General features: G+C 42.3%; 14 protein-coding genes and 1 pseudogene. 11 read left to right on the top strand and 4 right to left on the bottom strand.

Annotation, left to right across the window (positions count from 1 at the left end; genetic code table 11):
• The first annotated feature begins 177 nt into the window (after positions 1–177).
• Positions 178–1,053, top strand: coding sequence for a nitrilase-related carbon-nitrogen hydrolase (locus tag ES754_RS08130; RefSeq protein WP_420825337.1), 876 nt, complete (start codon positions 178–180; stop codon positions 1,051–1,053).
• A gap of 73 nt (positions 1,054–1,126) precedes the next feature.
• Here the strand turns inward: ES754_RS08130 and ES754_RS08125 are convergent, their stop codons facing one another.
• The 4 genes from ES754_RS08125 to lptM form a co-directional block, all read right to left on the bottom strand.
• Positions 1,127–2,083: a tyrosine recombinase XerC gene (locus tag ES754_RS08125; RefSeq protein ID WP_147223893.1), complete on the bottom strand. Its 957-nt coding sequence runs from the start codon at positions 2,081–2,083 to the stop codon at positions 1,127–1,129.
• Positions 2,084–2,183: 100 nt separating this feature from the next.
• A complete protein-coding gene (dapF, locus tag ES754_RS08120; RefSeq protein WP_147223680.1) occupies positions 2,184–3,071 on the bottom strand; it encodes a diaminopimelate epimerase in 888 nt (295 codons plus the stop codon).
• Positions 3,072–3,326: 255 nt separating this feature from the next.
• Positions 3,327–4,721 (bottom strand): diaminopimelate decarboxylase, encoded by a 1,395-nt coding sequence (gene lysA / locus ES754_RS08115; RefSeq protein WP_147223679.1) that lies wholly within the window; start codon positions 4,719–4,721, stop codon positions 3,327–3,329.
• Between the two features lie 85 nt (positions 4,722–4,806).
• Positions 4,807–5,145, bottom strand: coding sequence for an LPS translocon maturation chaperone LptM (gene lptM / locus ES754_RS08110; RefSeq protein WP_227677889.1), 339 nt, complete (start codon positions 5,143–5,145; stop codon positions 4,807–4,809).
• A gap of 683 nt (positions 5,146–5,828) precedes the next feature.
• Between lptM and ES754_RS08105 the strand changes: the two genes are divergently transcribed.
• From ES754_RS08105 to ES754_RS08065, 10 genes and pseudogenes are all read left to right on the top strand, one after another.
• The gene (locus ES754_RS08105) at positions 5,829–7,061 is read left to right on the top strand and encodes an acetate/propionate family kinase (RefSeq protein ID WP_147223678.1); all 1,233 of its coding nucleotides are present in this window, start codon (positions 5,829–5,831) and stop codon (positions 7,059–7,061) included.
• 150 nt (positions 7,062–7,211) lie between these two features.
• Entirely contained in the window at positions 7,212–9,359 is a 2,148-nt protein-coding gene (gene pta / locus ES754_RS08100) for a phosphate acetyltransferase (protein WP_147223677.1), read from the top strand.
• Positions 9,360–9,548: 189 nt separating this feature from the next.
• Positions 9,549–10,343 (top strand): nicotinate (nicotinamide) nucleotide adenylyltransferase, encoded by a 795-nt coding sequence (gene nadD, locus ES754_RS08095; RefSeq protein WP_147223676.1) that lies wholly within the window; start codon positions 9,549–9,551, stop codon positions 10,341–10,343.
• 136 nt (positions 10,344–10,479) lie between these two features.
• The gene (gene rsfS / locus ES754_RS08090) at positions 10,480–10,893 is read left to right on the top strand and encodes a ribosome silencing factor (protein WP_147223675.1); all 414 of its coding nucleotides are present in this window, start codon (positions 10,480–10,482) and stop codon (positions 10,891–10,893) included.
• A gap of 197 nt (positions 10,894–11,090) precedes the next feature.
• Complete coding sequence (locus ES754_RS08085; RefSeq protein ID WP_147223674.1) at positions 11,091–11,882, top strand: MOSC domain-containing protein; 792 nt, start codon at positions 11,091–11,093, stop codon at positions 11,880–11,882.
• Positions 11,883–11,948: 66 nt separating this feature from the next.
• Positions 11,949–12,818 (top strand): N-acetylmuramoyl-L-alanine amidase, encoded by an 870-nt coding sequence (locus ES754_RS08080; protein WP_147223673.1) that lies wholly within the window; start codon positions 11,949–11,951, stop codon positions 12,816–12,818.
• A gap of 155 nt (positions 12,819–12,973) precedes the next feature.
• A complete protein-coding gene (locus ES754_RS08075) occupies positions 12,974–13,720 on the top strand; it encodes a type 1 glutamine amidotransferase (RefSeq protein WP_147223672.1) in 747 nt (248 codons plus the stop codon).
• Between the two features lie 24 nt (positions 13,721–13,744).
• Positions 13,745–13,960, top strand: coding sequence for a hypothetical protein (locus ES754_RS08070; RefSeq protein ID WP_147223671.1), 216 nt, complete (start codon positions 13,745–13,747; stop codon positions 13,958–13,960).
• Between the two features lie 105 nt (positions 13,961–14,065).
• A pseudogene (locus ES754_RS12500) lies at positions 14,066–14,989 on the top strand (HD domain-containing protein); the annotation flags it as partial.
• A 15-nt stretch (positions 14,990–15,004) separates the two neighbouring features.
• Entirely contained in the window at positions 15,005–17,083 is a 2,079-nt protein-coding gene (locus ES754_RS08065) for an ATP-binding protein (RefSeq protein ID WP_420825355.1), read from the top strand.
• Positions 17,084–17,104 lie beyond the last annotated feature (21 nt).

The raw sequence follows: 17,104 nt of genomic DNA, 5'->3' as shown, positions 1-17,104 counted from the left end.
GTAATTTCCATCAATTATTTATATCTTGCACGGCGTTACGCTTTTCTTATATCTTATTAAGAGTAGTTAGCTTGGGATTGATACCTTGCCAAACAATCAAAAAGCTGTAGTTTAATACATGATAGTAAAACTTCAATAAAACAATAGTAATACTAATAAATATAATCGAGACTCTATATGAATCATAAGATGACTATTGCCGCTGTACAGATGAATAGCCAACAAGATATTAATGCCAATCTTGCCACGATTAAAGCCGCAATTAGCGATGCCAGCGCGCAAGGAGCGAAGCTTGTGGTGTTGCCGGAGAATTGTTGCAGTATGGGTGAGCAGCGCGCGACGGCAGCGCGTTTTGATGAGCTATCATCGACCATTAGCGATTATGCGCGCATGCATGGGGTGTATGTGCTAGCCGGCTCATTGCCCTGCCCATACCGTCCGGAGGGTATCATCGTACCAGATGGTCGCATGCGCCAAGTCAGCCAGTTGTTTGCGCCTGATGGCACGCAAGCGGCGCGCTATGACAAGATTCATTTATTTACCGCAACGGTAGCAGATAAGCAGGGCAGCTATAATGAGGCGGCCACCTTTGAGCCGGGGACGCAAACGGTAGTGACGCCGATTGAGGTGAACAATGCCATTTTTCAATTGGGCATGATGGTGTGTTTTGATTTGCGTTTCCCAGCGCTTGCTCAAAGGTTACGTCAAGCTGGAGCGAAGTTGCTCAGTGCGCCATCTGCTTTTACTTATTTGACAGGGCAGGCGAATTGGTCGCTATTATTACAGGCGCGTGCTTTAGACAGCCAATGTATGGTCATTGGTGCGGCACAAGGCGGTGAGCACAGTTATAAAACGGGCAATCCACGCCAAACGTGGGGACACGCGGCGATTACTGCTTTTGATGGATCAGTCGTTGATAGCTATGAGAACAGCGCGCTTGAAGGTCAAGCATTAGATAAAAGTTATGCACTGGTGTTGGCAACTTTAGATAAAGGAGCGCAGGAGAAAGGACGTCAGAGCATGCCTATTTTTCAATGCCATCGTTTGGCGTAAGAAAGGTTTCAGTGCAAAGTGTTCTTGAGTAAAAACTGAGAACTTAAATGTGAATAAATTTTATATTTTAAAGTTATTTCCCATCTTTTTGCACATGCCTTGCCCGTGGATGAGCGCGATCATAGACTTGGGTCAGTTTGGTAAAGTCGACGTGAGTATAAATCTGGGTGGTACTAATGTCACTATGGCCGAGCATTTCTTGCACGGCACGTAAATCGCCGCTGCCCGATAGCATATGTGACGCAAAGCAGTGGCGTAATAAATGCGGAGTCATATTTTGGGCGATACCGGCGCGGGTGGCGGCAACTTTGAGACGTTGCTGAACCGCACGCGTAGATAACCGTGTGCCGAGCTTTTCACTGATAAATAAAGCAGTATCACACTGCTCTACCCATAGATTACGATGCGGTAAATAACGGTTAATAGCATCGGCTGCCTTATTACCAAGTGGCACAATGCGGGTTTTATTACCTTTACCGGTGACACGCACCCGTAAATCTGCTAAATCCATATCTGTCATATCCAGCGCCACCAATTCGCCAACGCGCAAACCACTGCTGTACAAGAGCTCAAACATGGCTTTATCGCGTAGCCATAATCTTGCCTGCTCTGGCGTATCCGGCATTGGTTGATCTAGCAATTGAGTAAGCAAATCAATATCAGCAATCGACGGCAAAGGTCTAGGACTGCGTTTAAGCTGATAGCCGGTTGTAGGATTGATACGAGCCAGCCCCTCCTCTATCAACCAGCCATAAAAATGTCGAATAGCGGACAGCTCTTGCTGCATGCTGGCAAGGGCTAACTTATCCTCGTCAAGACGTTGACTGATATGCTGCGCTAATTGGCGTTTATCACAGCGCGTCCATATCAGCTGCTTACCGCGCAAAAATAGCGCCAATTGATTGACCCCAGCAAAGTAGGCATTCAGAGTATGCACCGAATGATTGCGCACTGCTAAGATATCTAGCCAGCGCTGCACTGGTACGAGCAACTCTCGCAGCGTATCGTCCATCTCCATTTTTGCTGGCATCACAAACTCCGCAGCTTTATTAACAACAGTAGCATTATTAACAAAAAAACTAGACATAGACGCCACCTTCTTGTATTAAGTATCAATCCCGCCTCAACATTTAGCTGGCAGGATTAGGTTTAATACCCGCTTGTGCCATCAAGCCATCCGGACTAAACACGCCTTCGTAAACAAAAGCGGTCGGGCCCGTCATCATTACCGGATAACCCGGCTGCCAGCGCACCACCATACTACCGCCATATAACTGTGCGCGCACATCCTCGCCCTCATCAAGCCAGCCTTCGCGCACGCCAATTGCTACTGCTGCACAAGCACCAGTGCCACAAGCTTGGGTTTCGCCAACGCCGCGCTCATAAACACGCAGACGAATATGCCGCTGATTCATCACTTGCATAAAGCCGACGTTGACGCGCGCCGGAAATGCCGGATGTGACTCAATCGCTTTGCCGAGTTTCTTAACATCAGCGTCAAGTACGTTATCGACTTTAACAACCGCATGCGGGTTACCCATATTAGCGATATAAAGTTGCACTGGTGTGCCAGCAACATCTAAATGGTAGGCGTTTTGAATTTTAGTAATCGCTTTAGGAGTAAATGGAATCTCAGCAGGCTCAAATTTAGGCTTGCCCATATCCACTTCTACCCAGCCGTAACGGTCGGTGGTCAAGGAGATAACACCGCTGGCCGTCTCGACCCGTAAACGCTGCTTAAATGACAGCTTACGCGCTTGCACAAAACGGGCAAAACAGCGTGCGCCATTACCGCATTGTTCCACTTCCGTCCCATCAGTATTAAAAATACGATAACTAAAATCTACATCAGGACGCATCGGTGGCTCAACCACCAATAGTTGATCAAAGCCAATACCTAAATGACGATCACCCAATAATTGTACCAATTCTGTGGTCAAATCCAAACGCTGAGTCACCAAATCGATGACCATAAAATCATTACCCAGCCCATGCATTTTGGTAAATTCTATTAGCATCTCTTATTATCCTATTCTATTATTATGTGCCCGTTATAGTAGCACGCTGTCTGTTACAAAGATAACTATCGGCTCCGCTTTACCGCATAAGCAATGAGAAAAATCAGCCATAAAAAACCCCATTGTTATCACAACAATGGGGTTTTTATTAGTGCTTCTTAGACAATCATTCTAAGTGTCGATAATCATGAGTAATATAAGTTATTCATGTTTTTCTATGGCTTAGCTTCTATTCCAATTAGCAATTGTGCTTAGTCATTTTGCTTGCCATAAGCTTTCGCCAGCATACAAATCTTCAATCGTCTCACGTTTACCAATCAGCTGATGTTGATTGCCTGCGACCATCACCTCAGCAGCCCGTGGACGTGAATTATAATTGCTACTCATTGCAAAGCCATAAGCGCCTGCCCCTGTTATCGCTAAAACATCACCGGTTGCCAAGGACAATAGACGGTCTTTTGCTAAAAAGTCACCCGTTTCACAAATAGCGCCAACGATATCCCACGCCTGCGTGCCCTCAGTATCGATACCGTCACCCGGTAATACTTCAGGAATCACAGCCATCTCTGCTTGGTATAATGCCGGACGAATCAAGTCATTCATCGCGGCATCAACGATAGCGAAGTTTTTGTGCTCAGTAGGCTTAAGCACATCAACGCGCGTCAATAAGATACCAGCATTGGCGACCATACTGCGCCCTGGCTCAAAAAATACGGGCAAGCCCAGCTCGATTAATTTTGGTAATAAGGCTTGTGCAAACTCTTCAATAGTAACGGGCGTCTCATCGATATAGCGCACACCCAAACCGCCACCCAAATCAACATGTCGCAGCTCAATACCTTTATCACGTAAGCTATGAATCAGCTCGATAATTTTATCTAAGGCCGCAATGAATGGCGCAACCTCAGTTAATTGCGAGCCAATATGGCAGTCAATACCGATAATATTGATATGTGATAGCGTGGCGGCATGCTCGTAAACGGCCAGTGCTTTATCATGCGCAATACCGAATTTATTGTCTTTAAGACCCGTTGAGATATACGGATGCGTCTTAGCATCGACGTCCGGATTGACCCGTAACGATATGGGTGCGGGCTTATCCAACTGCTTGGCCACCATATTGATTAAGGTCAACTCACTTATTGATTCGACGTTAAAGCAGCTAATCCCTTGAGTGAGTGCAAACTCAATATCATCGCGCGTTTTACCAACGCCTGAGAATACCACCCGACTTGCCTGCCCGCCCGCTGCCAACACTCGCATAAGCTCACCACGGGAGACGATATCGAAACCTGCGCCTGCTTGCGCGAGTATCCCTAATACCGCAAGGTTCGAATTCGCCTTTACTGCGTAGCAAATCTGATGCTTAACTGCTGCAAAGCTGTCGCTATAAGCACGGTAGACATCCAAAATCGCCTGCTGTGAATACACATAACACGGCGTATCGTAGCGCTCTACCAACTCGCTAATACTCACAGACTCCATATATAACGCCTCATCGCGATATTGTAGCGTCGGTAGATGAGCAGTTAGCGCTTCAGGATTGATATATAACCCTTGTTCAGTTTGAGTGGTTATTTTTTGGCTCGCTGCCTTTTGGACAGTCGGATTTTGATCAGTTATGTTTTCTTGCGTCTTAAAATTATTCATATTGGCTTCTTTAATATAATCAAGTGCTCAAGGTTAAAAGGGCTGATCTCTGAGGTAGTAATTATTACAAGCAATAAATCAAACTCTAATAATCGTTCGGGTCATCACTAACATCCGGCAACACCTGTTTTTGTTCTAAGTAGCGCGTCTTTTGATACTCATCATCATCGATACCCGCAAAGGCAGCGTCTTGCGGATTACTGGTGCTGTCTAGCATATCCGAGCTACTGGTTACCATTTGGCTGTCGGTATCGGCTAAATATAACGCACCTTTTTGACCACAGCCGGATATTCCAATCATAACGGTAGCGCCAAGTACGAAGATACCAATAAGGCGATAGCGAGCGTTGATAGTGATAACTTGGGGTTTATCTGAGGATGACATAAATTTTTTGTTATTGGCAAACTGAGGAATAATAAGCATAGGGACAAACAACCTTGCAACAGTATGGAGGTAATAAAAGGCGACAAAAAACAGTTTAAGAGTATTAATCAATCGTTTGAATAGGACGTGCGATTTAGCCTAAATTGAAGCTATTCCCATCGATTGAATCATAGCATTAATCGAGAAAGCTGTGCACACCCCTCTTTTATTTAACCAATAATTTAAAAGCTACTTGACACTGTACTTTTATTAAAAAAACCCATTTATAAAGCGACATAAAGTAATATTGAGACGAATCATCTCATTTATTGCGAATTTGACAAACTTACTTACAATTTAGCTGGCATCTATTGTGCCTTTATAATAAACAATAATAATTAATAAACAGCAATAATCTCGTCTTAACAGATGCAACTATTAAGCCTTATAGTTAGCATAATTCGACCGTAAAACAGTATTAGCGTATTGTCAGATATATTTAGACCTCTTATCCACCATGGACTACAAGCATAACTCTCACATTGAATTGAGAAAGTTTAAGTTTATGAACCTACCTATCACAAGGTTATTCTCTATCAACGATATGCCATTTTCGATATTATTTTTAGGTGATCAAGCCAAACTATCATGGCGTTCGCGCAATGGAGTTTTGTTTGTTCAATCGCTGTTAATCCGTTATGATTCAGACTTACTACTTAATACACATAATCTAAGGATAGAGTATGAGCGACAGCGTCAGCACCCCCACTTTTAGTGACCGCAATTCAGAAAAATCAACACTGGTAAACCCTACTTTGGTTTTAAACTGCGGTTCTTCCTCAATTAAATATGCGCTCATCAGTGAAGATGACACTACTCGTATTACTGGACTTGCTGAAAACTTGGGCCTCGATACCGCTCGTATTAAACACACCACTTTAAATGGCGAAAAGCTTGAGATTACCATTCCGGGTGGTCGTCATGAACTGGCCTTACAAAAAATTCTTGCCTTGCTTGAACAATATCACTTTGTGGCCGTTGGTCATCGCGGTGTTCATGGTGGTCGCGAATATTCAGAAGCTGTGCGCGTCGACGACCATGTACTTGCAGAAGTAAAACGCTTAAAAATTCTTGCCCCACTACACAATCCTGCTAATGCTTTAGGCATCGAAGCCGTTCAAGCCATCTATCCTGAGATTCCACAAGTCGTTGTTTTTGACACCGCATTCCACCAGACCATGCCGCCTGTTGCCTATCGTTATCCAATTCCAAAAGCCTTATATGAAGAAGAAAAAATTCGTCGCTATGGTTTCCATGGTACCTCCCATGCCTACGTTTCAGAACGTGCCAGCCAAATCACACAAGCTAAAGGCCCTCATGGCTGGCTGACTGCCCATTTGGGTAATGGTTGTTCTGCCGCAGCTGTTTATGATGGCAAAAGCTTCGATACCAGCATGGGTCTAACCCCACTTGAAGGCCTAATGATGGGCACGCGTAGTGGCGATGTTGATCCTGGTCTGCATATCCATCTAAAGCGTCTCCTCGGCATGAGCTTAGAGGAAATCAATGACATGCTCAACAACGACAGTGGATTACTCGGTATTTCAGGTTTATCAAACGACTTGCGTACCATTGAGCAAGCAGCTGACGAGGGCCATAAAGATGCGCAGCTCGCTATTGAGATATTCTGCTACCGTGCGGGTAAATACCTTGCCAGCTTAAGCTGTGCGTTACCTGAATTTACTGGTATTGTCTTTACGGGTGGTATCGGTGAGAACTCAGCAACGACCCGTGCGCGTATTTTGGAAGTGATGCGTCACTTCGGTATCAAGTTTGATGTTGATAAAAATAAATCTCTGTTTGGCGGCGGCGAAGGCAGCTTCCATGATAAAGACAGCAGTATTGAACTGTGGGTGATTCCAACGGATGAAGAATGCCAAATTGCAAAAGAGACGCGTCAAACACTGGGCTTATGATGAGCAGGTTTGAAATAAGTTAGGTCTAAAATAAGTATTGATTCTGCGAAAGAGAGCGTGCTTTTTACCTTTAAAAGTAAAGAACGCTTTACTTAAATAGCACGTGGTTAAATCGTGCTTCTCAAGAAGATAATAACAGTAGGATATGCTATGCAAACCATTTTACTTGTTCCCATCAGTCGCGGTATCGGCGTGACCTCAGCGGCGCTCGGTCTGATTCGTGCGATGGATTATAATGGCGTGAAAGCCGCCTTTATGAAGCCCTTTTTGCAAGATGACACCTTAGATAAACAAAGCAGCTTAGACAGTTCAAGCGCCCTAATCATGGACGCCTTTGGTCTGACACCGCCCAAGTCGATTAACCGCCAGCGTGTCGAGCGGATGATTGGCGATGACAACCTCGATGAGTTAATGGAAGAAGTGGTCGAAAACTATCAATCCATTGGTAATAATCAAGAGGTGATTATCTGTGAAGGGCTAGTACCAACTACTGAAGCGTCTTACGCCTCACAAATCAACCGCGCGATTGCCCACGCTTTAGATGCCAAAATTATCTTTGTGAGCACTGTTGATACCAGCAGTCCCGCTCACCTTGCGGATAAATTAGACGTACATGCGCGTGAGTTTGGTGGCATTGCTAGTGACCGCATCTTAGGCTGTATTTTAATGCGCGTGCATGATGTACCGAACACTTTTGACAGTCAGCCTGTTGCACCGGGTGAAGCCGTCGTAAGCTTAGATAAAGATTTTATGCAAGCAATGGTACGTTTGTCGCCACATTTTAATACTGATCAGTTCCGCTTAATCGGTGTGGTGCCTTTTAGTGACTCACTGTCTGTGCCACGCACGTGGGATATCGCGGCCGAGCTTGATGCCACTTGGTTGCACGTTGGTGAAGCCAAGTCTCGCCGTATTAATCATATTAGCCTAACCGCCCGTTCAGTCGCACGTATCGACGAAGTGTTCAAACGTGGAACGCTCATCGTCGTGCCCGGTGATCGTGATGACTTACTATTAGCCGCAGCACTGGCTTGTATTAATGGCATTCCACTAGCAGGTTTGGTGTTAACTGGTGGTGTCGTGCCCAACCCGACCGTGGCTGAATTATGGCAGTCTGCGCTCAAAACTGGCATTCCAATCATGAGCGTTGAGGCGGATAGTTTTGAGACCGTCCAAAGCCTGATGCATATGAGTGCTGAGATTCCATCTGATGATACGGAACGCGCGCAAGAAGTCACGCGTTATGTGGCTGCACATTTAGACCTCAGCTGGATTAAAGAATACTTCAGTGGCGACCATAAACCACGCTTGTCCCCTGCAGCCTTCCGTCATCAAGTGGTTAAAAAAGCCCAACAGGCCAAAAAGCGTATCGTCTTACCAGAAGGTTCTGAGCCGCGCACCGTTGAAGCGGCCTGTATCTGTCAAAGCCGTGGGATCGCCAATTGTGTCCTACTTGCCAAGCGTGCAGACGTGGAACAAGTCGCTAAGAACCGTGATTTAATCTTGCCAGAAGGTCTTGAGATTCTTGATCCTGATACCTTGGATATGAGCAAATATGTCGCGGCGGTCGTCGAACGTCGTAAGGGTAAAACGTCAGACATTCAAGCCGCTGAACAGCTCAAAGACACTGTGTTCTTAGGCACGACCATGTTACAGATGGACGAAGTGGACGGTCTAGTCTCTGGCGCAATTCACACTACAGCGAGCACGGTTCGCCCCGCCTTTCAGTTGATTAAAACTGCACCGCAGTATTCCTTAGTATCGTCTATCTTTTTTATGTTGCTGCCTGAGCAAGTGGTGGTTTATGGGGATTGCGCCATTAATCCTGACCCCACTGCAGAAGAATTGGCAGAAATTGCCATTCAATCTGCCGAGTCTGCTGCCGCCTTCGGTATTGAGCCAAAAGTTGCTATGATTAGCTATTCAACGGGCGCATCCGGTACGGGCGCTGATGTTGAAAAAGTTACCCGTGCAACGCAAATCGTCCGTGAACGCATGCCAAATCTCGCCGTCGATGGTCCATTACAATATGATGCCGCATCAGTGATGAGCGTGGGCAAACAAAAAGCGCCAGACTCGCCCGTTGCTGGTCAAGCCAACGTGTTTATTTTCCCCGACCTCAATACAGGCAACACGACTTACAAAGCCGTGCAACGTAGCGCCAACGTCATCAGTGTCGGCCCGATGCTCCAAGGCTTAAATAAACCTGTAAACGACTTATCCCGTGGCGCCTTAGTCGATGATATTATCTATACCATCGCCCTAACGGCTATCCAAGCGTATAGCGATGCTATTTAATAAGCTGGCTGTTAAAGCCTATTAAATAGTTATTAACAATAAACTCTTAAGTGACATCGCCGACCATCCTATCATTATGATGGTCGGTTTTTTATTGGTTTATTTTTAATCACTGGATTTTGATGACAAATGCGCGCCTGCCCTCTACAATAGATAGTCAGTTTGCTGATTAAATGGGTTTTTATTTTAATGTCTACCGCGCCTGCGATCCGTGCCTATCTTGGCGGCTCCTTTAATCCCGTACATAACAGTCACATCCAAATGGCGATGCATGTTTTTGATTGCCTGACGCCTATCGCAGCTGAGCAACAACGCGTGTTACAAGTATCATTATTGCCCAATGCCCGCTCTCCCTTTAAAGAACAAAGCCTAGATCCTGCTCACAGGCTCGCTATGTTAACCTTAGCTATTCAAGACACGCCCCTACAAGTCAGCGAGCTTGAACTATGGCAAAGCCCACCCGTCTATACCATCGATAGCGTACGCACATTGCGCAAGCGGTATCCTAATGACAGCCTGATATTTATTATGGGTATGGATAGCGCGCGTAGTTTGGAGCAATGGAAGGATGGGCTACAATTGACTGATTATGTGCATCTTTGGATTTTTGATCGAGACAATAATGTAGATTATTCACTAGAAAATAATACAAATAATATAACGCAGCATCTTTCTAGCCAAAATATCGCTCATTTATATAATGAAGTACCTGCTGCTTTGCAAGGGCAAATTACTCATACCCCGACAGACTTAACGCAGCCGTTAAACGAGTTATCTGAAACCAGCCAACCCTTGAAAAATACAGCTCAAGGACGCATTTATATAGATCCTCGACCACTCACAGCGGTATCAAGTACGCAAATACGCCAACAGCTGCAAATTTGCAATACCACTACTGATAATCAGCCCAGTTCTGTCACTAAATGGCTAAATCCTACGGTTTATCGATATATAATCACTCATCAGCTATATTCTGCTGTCTAATTCCGTTAAAATCGCCCTATTGTTGTCACTTTGCCTTTAGCAGGCTCATATATAGCCCTTTAATGTATATGGCTAAATACTATAAAGTGACCATTTAACCCTTTATTACTATTGTTTATTGAAGAGACTACTATTTATGATTACGACCATGACTAATGAGCGTTTAGAAGAGTGCCTAGCACTGGTAAAGACTGCTCTAGACGATATGAAAGCTAAGAACATTACCGTTATGAATGTTGAAGACTTAACCGACGTAATGGAACGCATCGTCATCGCTGACGGTACGTCTAAGCGTCACGTGCGTGCGATGGCTGATAGCCTCGGTGCTGAAGCGAAGCTAGCTGGCTTTATGCCACTGGGCCGTGAAGGCGGCAATGATTCCGACTGGACCTTGATTGATCTAGGTGCGGTCGTGGTACACATGATGATTCCATCAGCCCGCGAGTTCTATGACTTAGAAGGTCTATGGTCATCACCTGAGCAGCTGGCTGAGCTGGTCGCCGTACCACGAGAAAAGAAAACAGCGGGTCGCCGTAATAAAAACAAATAGACTATTGATAAAATCTGTCTATTAAAACTGTCATGTAAAAACGAAAAGGCCAGATACATCATCTGGCCTTTTCTTATTTAAGATTCAGCAAATTGGAATAAGGTAAGTAAACTGAAAGCAGGCAATGATTGCGGTAAGATAACGCTACTGTTTGAGCGCTATTTGTTCATTAAAACAACTACTAACTGGGATATCTAATGAGTATAGGATTTAATCAGCCGCCAGAAGATAATAGCAAAAATGATACTACTGACTTTAATAAAGCCCTACCCCTGCATATTGCTACTTTAATCGATGTCCGTGCAGGCAAGGCCATGCCATTCGCCCGTGAGCAAATGAGCGCCATCGATAAAGCTCCAATCAAAGCGCCTGTTGCCGTTAATTTTATGGGCTTGACTACTGATGAGCAAGCTGACCGCCGTCATCATGGTGGCCCACTCAAAGCCGTACATCAGCTGGCTCCTGCTACCTATGAGCAAGTTAATGCAGAGTTTAATCTAAAGGTTCGTATTGGTACATTAGGCGAAAACCTTACCACCGAAGCCGTCAATGGATTGCCTGATATGGACGAAACCACCGTCTGTATTGGTGATGTCTTTCAATATGGTGGGCAATATGATATTCAGCATGAAGAAAATGAGACAGTCGAAGATAGCGACAGTGTTCAACTACGAATTGTCCAACCGCGCAGACCCTGCTACAAAATCAATGACCAAATCGGGCAGTTTACCAAAGTTCCCAACATCGCTTCATGGATTACCAAGCAAGGTATCGCAGGATGGTATTTCGAAGTCGTTCGTGATGGCATGATTGCTATTGATTTGCCTGTCTATTTAATAGAACGTCCCTATCCGTTTGCAACGCTTGAAAAACTTTGGCAACTAACGAATGCAAAAGAAAAATTTGTCGCTGATATTATTGCGCCTTGGTTGGCTATTGAGTGTTTAGAGGACAGCTGGAAGAAGGCATTAGCTAAGAAGATTAGATAGGATTAAGTATAAAGTCCAAAAATTTTATCACAGATTTTGCACTATTCATTTTATACAGAGCATGTCATGGCAAAAAACATCACCTCTTTGGCATTGGCACTATGTTTAACGATGCCAATGCTTGGCTGCGTATCAACCACCGAGCCACGTTACGTTATTGATAGTGACACCTATCAAGCCACAGGTAAAAGTGAGCGGATTAAATTTATCATCTTGCACTATACCGTCGGTGATAATGAGAAATCACTAAAACAACTCACCACTGGTAATGTGAGTGCACATTATCTTATTCTAAATGATGACGATAATAAAATTTATAATTTAGTGCCTGAAAGTGAACGAGCTTGGCATGCTGGTAATGGCGGATTTGCTGGCAGAACTATCTTAAATGATACCTCTATCGGCATAGAAATCGTTAATGATGGGATTAAACCCGAGTACAGAAAGGCGCTTAAAGCAGGCGTCCAAGATTATCATCCTTACGAGCACTATGTAGATTTTGAAGAGGTACAGATTAAGAAGATTGCGCAGCTGGTACAAGGTTTAGCATTGAGGTATAAGATTTCACCCAAGGACATAATTGGGCATTCTGACATGGCACCCTCACGCAAGATTGACCCTGGTGCGAAGTTCCCTTGGCAACGGCTGCACACGCAATATGGTATTGGTGCTTGGTATGATGAGGAAGATAAGCAACTGTTTATGAAGCAAGATGAGTTTGACACGGCAACGATACCCGAGATTAAGCAAGAATTTAGAAAGTATGGTTATCGGATTAATGATAGTGACGATTGGGATAAAGCCAGTCGTGATGTGATTTATGCCTTTCAGCTGCATTTTAGTCCGCAGCATCTCACCGCGACCATGGATTTAGAAACTTATGCTATTTTGAAGGCGCTGAATAAGAAGTATGCTGGGGAAGATAATTTTTATTAAGTGGCGTAAGGTTTGTTAATTTTGCAAAAACCTACTAGAGTAAATTAGACAAGACGCAACCCATCTTACGTCATTAATAAGCCACTGCTAATCATAAACGGCTTCTAATGATAAATGGTTTTTAGTTATAAGCTGCTTCTAATAACAGGTATCCCATGACGCTACGCATTCACGCCCTATTCCATACGGACTATGAAGACCTTAGTTTCATCAAACAGTGGGCCAATAACCACAATTATCAGATGAGTTACACGCGGTCTTATAATAATGATGTATTGCCAGCGCACGATAGTTTTGATTGGCTAATCGTGATGGGCGGGCCGATGAGTGTCCACGATGAAGAAAAACATCCTTGGTTAATCAATGAAAAACGCTTAATCAAACAAAGTATTGCTAATGGAAAAACGGTCGTCGGAATCTGTTTGGGTGCGCAACTTATCGCCCATTGTTTGGGCGCAACCGTGCAGCCAGCTAACGTAAAAGAGATTGGTTGGCTGCCCATTCAGTTGACGGCAGAAGGTCAGTCTCATCCTTTATTACAAGATTTGCCAAAGCAGGCTTTTAGCGTCTTTCATTGGCACGGTGATGGTTTTGACTGTCCAACGGGCGCAACCGCTATTGCAACGTCGGAGGCATGGGCGAATCAAGGATTTATTTATCAAACACCGCTGCATAAAACGCTTGGTACTTGGATTATGGGCTGGCAGTGTCACTTTGAAGTGACCGAAGAAAGTATCGTCAAGATGGTAGCGAATGGCCATGACGCCATACAGAGTGGACTTAGCAACTATCCCAAAACCGTACAATCAGCTGCTGAGATAATAGAGAGTGGTAATCAGTATATTCAAGACAATAACGCAAGGTTAGCCGCCATGCTAAATCGTATCGCAAAAGACAGCTAAACTAAACAGTAAGAGGAATCAACTATGAGTCACTCACAACCAAATGAGCAAGACGATCTTGAGAAGTATTTAGAAGAAAAAGCCAAACAAGAGCAAGAAAAAGAATCCGAGCCGCTCTCTGCGTATGACGCTTGTGTATTAAAAGAAAGTGCGAAGATACATGAGTTGATCGCTGAAGCGCAGAAAAAGGTAAAGAGCGTTCAGATGATGAATAGTTGTGTGAAAACATACTTTAAATGAGGATGCTAAAGTGTGTATTAGTCATGCGTATACCGTTGAATAGAAAGTGCAACGGTATAGAGTAAAACTAAAATATTAAGCTAAATACACAAAAAAGGATTCACCATGAGCGCAGGATTAATCAAACATTTAAAAAGAAAGACCGAAGAAGATAGCAATACAGCGATATTAATGTCGCAGTGGAACTTTGATCAAAAGCTCGTCGGTAAATCGCTTGAAAATGTGGGTAGTTATTATCCACACTTTAGTAGCCACAATGAATCTCATTCACAGCAAATACTAGTTAATATTGAGCGTCTGCTCGGTAATAATATTGAGAAGCTAACAGCGACAGACACATGGCTAATATTAGAAGCAGCTTATTGGCATGATATCGGGATGCTATTCAATGCCGATGAAGTACAATCCGTGGTTAATGACGAAAAATTCAAAGAGTATGTCGAAAATCTTGCTAATGACAATACGCAAGATTTACATGAATTTGCTAAAGTGTGGCATGAGGATGGATGGAATAAGGCGCTCGTCAATCATTCAGACCCACATACGGGCGTTGAAAAATATCGCCAGATGGTTGCTGAGTAGTATCGCCGAGGTCATGCCAAAAACTCAAATTCAGTGGTCATAGATCCATTTGAAAAACTTGGTATTAGTTCTCCCCGCACTGAACTCCTCCCCAAGCGTATCTATCGTTATCTTGGTCAAATATGCTGGGCACATGGACTTGGATTTGATTATGTCATGAATGATTTACCTTTTCGGCAAACGGGAATGGGTACTGAGAATTGTCATCCCCGATTTGTCGCTTGCTTGCTACGATTAGGTGATTTATTTGATATTGATGACAACCGCTTTTGCCCTATCATGGCAAGACAAGTTAGTAATATGCCGTCGTTTAGTGAAACTCATAAACATAAGCATCAAGCCATTCGTGAGTTTCAGCTAGACAATGAGACTGTCAGCGTAACAGCAATTTGTAGTACTGAAATGGCATATATTGAATGCCGAAATTGGTTTGATTGGATAAAAGAAGAAATTCAAAACCAGATGTCACAGTGGAAAAACATCGTTCCTCATCGTGATTTTGGTCTGCTCCCAACTATCAATAAGCTTGATGTGGAGATGGATGATTCAAAGATATTATTGGATGGTAAGCCAATGAAATTCTCATTGGACGAGCGCAGTGCTATTGAATTATTGCAAGGTAACAACCTATACAAAGACGATATGAGCATCTATCGAGAGCTGATTCAAAATGCTATTGATGCAACTATGATTCGTGTTTGGTTGGAGCACGGACAAAATCATAGTTCAAGAAAGTTACCTAAAAATGGTAATCCGTATGACAAAGATACTCAAAGCTTATTTGCAGACTACCCTATAACGTTAGATTGTAAAAAGGTCGCTGATGATGAGGATTCAACGTTATGGGAGTTTAGTATTGAGGATAACGGTGTTGGTATCTCGCGCACAGACCTTGAATATATGCAAAAAATAGCTGGTTCAAAAAACAATAAAGAAAAGCAAAAAATAGTTCACCAAATGCCTGAGTGGATGCGACCATCAGGAGAGTTTGGCATAGGCTTACACAGTGCTTTCCTACTTATGAAAGACTTACCCGCAAAACAGCAGAAGATCACTATATTTACTAAAAGTCGTCTGACTCACGAGAGTTTAAAAATTGAATTGAGTTCACCTTTATCTGGTAGAAATGGGTATTGCTTTATAAAAAAAATTAGTGATTTAGGTAACTATGGAACAAATATAATTGTTTTAGAAAAAATAACAAAAATAAAATCCATACAAAAGAATATTACTGACAACCATAGTTATGTTATCTTAGAAAACCTTGCAAGATTTAATGGAATTAAAATCCAAGATTTAAATCACTTAATAAGATTGATGAAAGTAAAATATATAGTAGAAAACCCTCTAGTAAATATTATGAATTCAGAGAAACTGGAGATATTAAATACATGTACAACTAAAAACGAAAATAACAAACCTATTTACTACTGGGATAGAAAAAATAATTCCGCAATGAGTATTCGTTTTGATGAAGATATTACATTATGTTCAACTTCAAGAAAAGATTCAAGAATAAAGTTTAGAGGTCAGTATATAGAACCTTTTTCATATAGAATTGGATCGTCTTTATTACCTACAATATTTAGCATGAACAATATATCCGTAACCTTTGATATATACAATATAAATGCCTCTAAGGCAGTAAGCTTAAATCGTGAAAAAATAAAAGATAGAAGATACATATACCAAACGATAAGTAAAGTTTATAAAAACTTCATGGAAAATAGTAAAAATGGAGATACTGATCTTATAGATGAAATGTTCAATAACAACGAAATACATACTTCTTTTTTACTAAGTTTTGGTGAAATAGATTCAAGTCTTGATTTAACATTACTTCAAGATAAAGCGGATGAATGGAAAGAAATAAAAATCCAAACAAATAAAAAACTAAAAGATGTTTTGAAAAGTAATGCTTTTATTAATACTGACTTTGATGACTTAGACTTGGATTCATTAATAGCTAAAACAAAAATAGATGATATTTTAACTATCAATTCTAGCATGGTTAGTTATTTATTAAAGAATAAGTATTTTCAAGAAATTTTAATAAAGGAGGGGTTTTCCAGATATTATATTTCCGATGAAAATATAAGTAAAAGTTCTGATTTTTTTCTATACTCAAAACCTACTATTGAATCTTTAAATATAAAGAAGATTGATTTAAATGACTCACCATTTATAGTCAATTCACTCAAGAGCTTTTATAATATTTATAGACATGATGGTCTAGAGAATATAGCTTTTGAAAGAATCTCTAGCTTGAAAGAATTTAGGTCACAATATAGCTTTTTACCAAAAACTATTATAGAAAATATAATTCGCTTATCTCTTAAAGAAGGAGTTGAACCTTTCATTGTTTTACCTTTCTCTAAAATCAATGACATAATTATTGAGATAGCTAATGAAAAAATAATTCAATGTCTAGAGCTAGTTAATAGTGATAGAGATTTAGACTTAATCTATACTGAAATGAAGAGTTATTTAATCGACAATTCAAAGTTAGTAAATCCCGGGTGGTACGAAGCTTATGAGTGAGGGAAGAATTTTCAACCTATT

The sequence above is a fragment of the Psychrobacter frigidicola genome (assembly GCF_007997305.1).
In the GTDB taxonomy this organism is placed as follows: Bacteria; Pseudomonadota; Gammaproteobacteria; order Pseudomonadales; family Moraxellaceae; genus Psychrobacter; species Psychrobacter frigidicola.
Note: the sequence above shows the minus strand (reverse complement) of the source record. Positions and strands in the feature narration are given on the sequence as shown.